7 protein-coding genes are annotated in these 6,151 nt (G+C 69.0%); 2 read left to right on the top strand and 5 right to left on the bottom strand.

Translation table 11 applies throughout. The annotated features are described in order from the left end of the window. Positions 1 to 331 precede the first annotated feature (331 nt). The 3 genes from ACIP84_RS34065 to thyX all read right to left on the bottom strand — a co-directional run bounded on the left by ACIP84_RS34065 (position 332) and on the right by thyX (position 3,935). Entirely contained in the window at positions 332 to 2,017 is a 1,686-nt protein-coding gene (locus ACIP84_RS34065; RefSeq protein ID WP_355969238.1) for a ribonuclease J, read from the bottom strand. Between the two features lie 99 nt (positions 2,018 to 2,116). Next, positions 2,117 to 3,016, bottom strand: coding sequence for a 4-hydroxy-tetrahydrodipicolinate synthase (gene dapA, locus ACIP84_RS34060; protein ID WP_355969236.1), 900 nt, complete (start codon positions 3,014 to 3,016; stop codon positions 2,117 to 2,119). Positions 3,017 to 3,194: 178 nt separating this feature from the next. Then, positions 3,195 to 3,935, bottom strand: coding sequence for an FAD-dependent thymidylate synthase (thyX, locus tag ACIP84_RS34055; RefSeq protein WP_355969234.1), 741 nt, complete (start codon positions 3,933 to 3,935; stop codon positions 3,195 to 3,197). Positions 3,936 to 4,088: 153 nt separating this feature from the next. Here thyX and ACIP84_RS34050 point away from each other — a divergent pair, with 153 nt between their 5' ends. Further along, positions 4,089 to 4,328, top strand: a complete 240-nt coding sequence (locus ACIP84_RS34050; RefSeq protein WP_355969232.1) for a hypothetical protein — start codon at positions 4,089 to 4,091, stop codon at positions 4,326 to 4,328. A 54-nt stretch (positions 4,329 to 4,382) separates the two neighbouring features. Continuing rightward, positions 4,383 to 4,943: a hypothetical protein gene (locus tag ACIP84_RS34045; RefSeq protein WP_073913144.1), complete on the top strand. Its 561-nt coding sequence runs from the start codon at positions 4,383 to 4,385 to the stop codon at positions 4,941 to 4,943. On the opposite strand, the gene ACIP84_RS34040 is transcribed toward ACIP84_RS34045, so the two are convergent. Together ACIP84_RS34040 and dapB are read right to left on the bottom strand one after the other, a co-directional pair. Beyond that, positions 4,933 to 5,385: a hypothetical protein gene (locus ACIP84_RS34040; protein ID WP_383592965.1), complete on the bottom strand. Its 453-nt coding sequence runs from the start codon at positions 5,383 to 5,385 to the stop codon at positions 4,933 to 4,935. The genes ACIP84_RS34045 and ACIP84_RS34040 overlap by 11 nt on opposite strands. Before the next feature lie 5 nt (positions 5,386 to 5,390). After that, positions 5,391 to 6,143 carry a 4-hydroxy-tetrahydrodipicolinate reductase gene (gene dapB, locus ACIP84_RS34035; RefSeq protein WP_355969228.1) on the bottom strand — a complete coding sequence of 251 codons (753 nt, stop codon included), beginning with the start codon at positions 6,141 to 6,143 and terminating at the stop codon, positions 5,391 to 5,393. Between the last annotated feature and the right edge of the window lie 8 nt (positions 6,144 to 6,151).

Genomic DNA, 6,151 nt, shown 5'->3' with positions numbered 1-6,151 from the left:
TCAAGGAACGGACGCTTCCTTTGTACTCACCCTCTCGGGCTTTCCTCCGGGCTTCCCTTCGGTCTTGCGTTTCCGACTCTATCAGATCTTTCCGATCCGATTTCCTCAGTGCTTTCCGGTCCCTTTTGTTTTCACTCCGGGGGCCTTTCGGCGTTTCCGACTTTATCAGAAGATCTGAGTCGGCTTTTCCGCCTCCCGGTGAAGCGTTCGGGCGCACGTCGGCGCCGGCGCTTCCCGTTCTGGCGGAGCCGTAAACGTACTGGAGCGGGGCGCCCCGATGCAAATCGAGGGGCCCCGCTCCGGTGCTGCGCTGGTCAGGCCGTCAGACCTGTCAGACCTCGACGACGACCGGAAGGATCATCGGGCGCCGGCGGTAGGTGTCGGAGACCCACTTGCCGACGCTGCGGCGGATCAGCTGCTGGAGCTGGTGGGGTTCCACGACCCCGTCCTGGAACGACTTGTTCAGGGCCTGGTCGATCTTCGGGAGCACCGCGTCGAACGCGGAGTCGTCGATGCCAGAGCCACGTGCGTGCACGTGCGGGCCGCCCACGATCTTGCCCGTCGAGGAGTCGACCACGACGTAGACCGAGATGATGCCCTCCTCGCCGAGGATCCGGCGGTCCTTGAGGGAGGCGTCGGTGACATCGCCGACCGAGAGGCCGTCGACGTACACGTACCCCGCCTGGACCTTGCCGGTGATCCGGGCGCGGCCGTCGACGAGGTCGACGACGACGCCGTCCTCGGCGATGACGATGTGGTCCTTGGGGATACCCGTCATCGCGCCGAGCTCGGCGTTGGCGCGGAGGTGGCGCCATTCGCCGTGGACCGGCATGAGGTTCTTCGGGCGGCAGATGTTGTAGAAGTACAGCAGCTCGCCGGCCGAGGCGTGGCCCGAGACGTGGACCTTGGCGTTGCCCTTGTGGACGACGTTCGCGCCCCAGCGGGTCAGGCCGTTGATCACGCGGTAGACCGCGTTCTCGTTGCCCGGGATCAGGGACGACGCCAGGATCACGGTGTCACCGGGGACGATCCGGATCTGGTGGTCGCGGTTGGCCATGCGGGACAGGGCCGCCATCGGCTCGCCCTGGGAACCCGTGCAGACCAGCACGACCTCGTCGTCCGGCAGGTCGTCGAGGGTCTTCACGTCCACGACGAGGCCGGCCGGGACCCGGAGGTAGCCCAGGTCGCGGGCGATGCCCATGTTGCGGACCATCGAGCGGCCGACGAAGGCGACCCGGCGGCCGTACTCGTGGGCGGCGTCGAGGATCTGCTGGATGCGGTGCACGTGGCTGGCGAAGCTGGCCACGATGATGCGCTTCTGGGCGTTCGCGAAGACCGTGCGCAGGACGTTGGAGATGTCCTTCTCCGGCGGGACGAAGCCCGGGACCTCGGCGTTCGTCGAGTCCGAGAGAAGGAGGTCGATGCCTTCCTCGCTCAGCCGCGCGAAGGCGTGGAGGTCGGTGAGGCGGCCGTCCAGCGGGAGCTGGTCCATCTTGAAGTCGCCGGTGGCGACGGCCATGCCCGCGGGGGTGCGGATGGCGACCGCGAGCGCGTCCGGGATGGAGTGGTTGACCGCGATGAACTCGCAGTCGAACGAGCCCAGGACCTCCCGGTCGCCCTCCTTCACCTCAAGGGTGTAGGGGCGGATGCGGTGCTCCTGGAGCTTGGCCTCGATCAGGGCGAGGGTCAGCTTGGAGCCGATCAGCGGGATGTCCGGCTTGAGCCGGAGCAGGTAGGGGACGGCACCGATGTGGTCCTCGTGGCCGTGCGTGAGCACGATGCCTTCGATGTCGTCGAGGCGGTCCCGGATGATGGTGAAGTCCGGGAGGATCAGGTCGATACCGGGCTGCTCCTCTTCGGGGAAGAGGACGCCGCAGTCGACGATCAGCAGACGGCCGTCGAATTCGAAGACCGTCATGTTTCGGCCGATTTCGCCTAGCCCGCCGAGCGGGATGACGCGCAGGGCGCCCTTCGGCAGCTTCGGCGGGGCACCGAGTTCAGGATGCGGATGACTCAAAAGACTCTCCTCACCACGCACGCCACGTACCCCTTGGCACGTGGCGCGCATGACATTCGTGCACTTGCTGTTGTCAGTGTTCAGTTGTGAAGTCCGTTGTCAGAGCTCTACCCCGCCGGCGGCCAGGTCGATCTTGAGCTGGTGGGTCTCCTCGGGGGACAGTTCCACGAGGGGCAGCCGCAGGGGGCCGGCCGGGAGGCCCTGGAGGGCGAGGGCGGCCTTGGTGGTCATGACGCCCTGGGTGCGGAACATCCCGGTGTAGACCGGGAGCAGCTTCTGGTGGATCTCGGTGGCCTTCTGGATCTCGCCGCCCAGGTGGGCTTCGAGGAGGGCGCGGAGCTCCGGGGTGACGACGTGGCCCACGACGGAGACGAAGCCGCAGGCTCCGACGGAGAGCAGGGGCAGGTTGAGCATGTCGTCGCCGGAGTACCAGGCGAGGCCGGAGCGGGCGATGGCCCAGCTGGCGCGGCCGAGGTCGCCCTTGGCGTCCTTGTTGGCGACGATGCGCGGGTGCTCGGCGAGCCGGACGAGCGTCTCGGTGTCGATCGGGACGCCGCTGCGGCCCGGGATGTCGTAGAGCATCACCGGGAGCTCGGTGGCGTCGGCGATGGCCGAGAAGTGCCGGTACAGGCCCTCCTGGGAGGGCTTGTTGTAGTACGGGGTGACGGCGAGCAGGCCGTGTGCGCCGTCGCGCTCGGCGGTGCGGGCGAGCTCGAGGGAGTGGTGGGTGTCGTTGGTGCCGATGCCGGCGACGATGTGGGCGCGGTCGCCGACCGCCTCCAGTACCGCTCGTACCAGCTCCGATTTCTCCGCGTCGCTGGTGGTGGGGGACTCGCCGGTGGTGCCGTTGACGACGAGGCCGTCGTTGCCTGCGTCCACCAGGTGGGTGGCCAGTCGCTGGGCACCGTCGAGGTCGAGTGCGCCGTCCGCCGTGAAGGGCGTGACCATGGCGGTGAGGACCCGCCCGAAGGGGGTCTGCGGAGTGGAGATCGGAGCCATGGGTAACACGCTACTCGCTGCTCAGCGCCGGGTGTCCCCCTGGGGGGACAGGAGAAAGGGAGCCCGGCGCTGCCTGCTCGGGGGTTCAGGCAGCGCCGGGTCCGTTTGATCAGCCTAGATGAACTTCGTGAAACGTCGCAATACGGACACTTCACTCGGGGGTTCGGACATCTGTGCCCTACGGGGCCACACGGCCGTTCTTGTTGAAGGCTCCATGGGTCAGCGGCATCAGCCGGGCCCAGTGCGCCTCCATCTTCTCGCCGACCATCTCGATCTCCCGCTGCGGGAAGGACGGGACCGCGGCCAGCTCGTGCTGGGTGCGCAGACCGAGGAAGTGCATCAGCGAGCGCGCGTTGCAGGTGGCGTACATCGAGGAGAACAGACCGACGGGGAGGACCGAGCGGGCGACCTCGCGGGCGACGCCGGCGGCGAGCATCTCCTGGTAGGTGGCGTACGCCTGACGGTACGAGTCCTCCATCGTGCGGCTGACCAGGTCGTGCTGCTCCTGGGTGCCGTCGACGAAGACGTACTTGCCGGGGCGGCCCTCCTGGACGAGCTTGCGGGAGGCGTCCGGGACGTAGAAGACCGGCTGGAGCTCCCTGTAGCGGCCCGATTCCTCGTTGTACGACCAGCCCACGCGGTGACGCATGAACTCGCGGAAGACGAAGATCGGGGCGCTGATGAAGAAGGTCATCGAGTTGTGCTCGAAGGGGCTGCCGTGGCGGTCCCGCATCAGGTAGTTGATGAGGCCCTTCGAGCGCTCCGGGTCCTTCTGGAGCTCTTCGAGGGACTGTTCGCCCGCCGTGGAGACCCGGGCCGCCCAGAGGACGTCGGAGTCGGCCGCCGCGCTCTTGACCAGGTCAACGGTGACGTCGCTCCGGAAGTCGATCTTCACGTTCTCGGTGGGGCTGTCGCTCACCAGCGGTCCTTCCAGTCGGGGTGCAGTCGCCCACTCTAACGACGTCCTACCGGAGGATGAGATTCGGCTGCTTTGGTGAAATAGGGCACCAAAACCTCGGTTCCGTCGTCTCTCCCTGTGACGCATGCCGACAACCCGAGGAGAGTGGCTCTGATGTTCCGCCGGAACGAGGCCGTACCGTTCGCGTTCGTCGCGGAGGCCGACCACTTCCGCAGTAACGTCACTCCACCACCACGGGAGCGCCTGGGCGCCTCGCAGATCGTGGGCCGTACCCTGCTGGGGCTGACCGTCGCGGCCGGCCTCGTGGGCTCGTTGATCTTCGGGATGCCGTCTCTTCAGGCGGGCGACTCCGGCACTCGTCAGCAGCAGTCCGAAGCGTCCGACAACCGCTGAGGTAGCCTCACCGGGCATCGCCCCTTCGAGCGTGCCTGTGAGTGAGGACCTGTCGTGCCCCTGCCCTTTCTGACGGCCGACCGTGCTTTTGACACGACCGACCACGTCGCCCTGCCGTTCGACGACCACGACCAGTGGCGCCGTCCGTACCGGCCGGGGTCCTGGCGGGTCGGGGCGGCGGCGCTCGCGCTGCTGCTGGCCTCGTTCGTCCTCCTCGCCGCGGTGATCATCACCGCGGCCGGAGGATTCAGCGGTGGTGCCGCCACCCTGGCCACCGCCGTACTCGTCATCCTGGCCGCCCTGCGGATGCTGCGCATGGGCACCTGGGTGAGCCGCGCCGGCATCCGCCGCGTGGCCTTCTTCTCCACCGTGACCGTGCCGTGGGCGAAGGTGACCTCCGTACGCACCGTGCAGCAGCCGGTGCGCTGGCTGGGGCTCCCCCGCACGGTCCAGGGCCAGGCCCTGGTGCTCGGCCGGCAGGGTGGTGAGCAGCTGATGCTGCTCACCGACCACAACGCCGACTTCCTCTCCCGCGTCGAGGCCTTCGACCGGGCGGCCGACACGGTGGAGGCCTGGAACGCCGAGTACGGCGTGGCCCCGGCCGCTACGCGCTGACCGGACGCCCCTCGTGGAGGGCGATGGCCCTCTGCATCGCCTTGCGGGCCCGCGGGGTGTCGCGGGCGTCGTGATAGGCGACCGCGAGCCGGAACCAGCAGCGCCAGTCGTCCGGAGTGTCCTCCGTCTCGGCCTTGCGCCGGGCGAAGACCTCGTCGGCCGAGTCGCGGTCGATCCGGCCGCCCTCGGTGCGCTTCAGCTCGTCGACGGGCAGGCCGCCCTCCGCCTCCAGTTCGGTGGCGAGGCGGCCCGCCTGGCGGGCGAACCGGGTGTTCTTCCAGAGGAACCAGCCGCCGACCGCGGGCAGCAGGAACGCCACCGCGCCCATGCCCATCGCGGCCGGCTCGCCGGTGAGGAGGAGCAGCACGCCCTCCATCGCCACCACGCCGAAGACGAGGACGAGCACGGTGGAGAGGAAGACGTACGTGATCTTTCCGCCCATGGCCGTCAGCCCAGGTCCAGGAAGTGCTCCAGGCCGAAGGTGAGGCCCGGAGTGCTGGGGACGCGGCGGGCGCCCAGGAGGATCCCCGGCATGAAGCTGGAGTGGTGCAGCGAGTCGTGGCGGACCGTCAGGGTCTCGCCCTCGCCGCCGAGCAGCACCTCCTGGTGGGCCAGGAGGCCCGCCAGGCGTACGGAGTGGACGCGGACGCCGTCGACGTCGGCGCCGCGGGCCCCGTCCAGGGCGGTCGCGGTGGAGTCCGGCTGGGCGCCGAGGCCCGCCTCGGCGCGGGCGGCGGCGATCAGCTGGGCCGTCCGGGTCGCGGTGCCGGAGGGGGCGTCCACCTTGTGCGGGTGATGCAGCTCGACCACCTCGACGGACTCGAAGTACGGGGCCGCGAGCTGGGCGAACTTCATGGTGAGGACCGCGCCGATGGAGAAGTTCGGAGCGATGAGGACGCCGGTCTCCGGGGAGGCGGCGAGCCAGGTCCGCAGCTGCGCGAGGCGCTCCTCGGTCCAGCCGGTGGTGCCGACGACCGCGTGCATGCCGTGGCGCACGCAGAAGTCGAGGTTCTCCAGGACCGAGGCCGGGGTGGTCAGCTCGACGACGACCTGGGCGTCCGCCTCGACGAGGCGCTCCAGCTTGTCGCCGCGGCCGAGGGCCGCGACCAGTTCCATGTCGTCGGCGGCCTCGACGGCCCTCACGGCCTCGGAGCCGATACGGCCCTGTGCACCGAGGACCGCCACGCGCAGCTTGCTCATTGCTCTTC

This window comes from Streptomyces sp. NPDC088707 (assembly GCF_044752725.1).
Taxonomy (GTDB): domain Bacteria; phylum Actinomycetota; class Actinomycetes; order Streptomycetales; family Streptomycetaceae; genus Streptomyces.
This window is presented reverse-complemented; position numbering and strand designations above follow the sequence as displayed.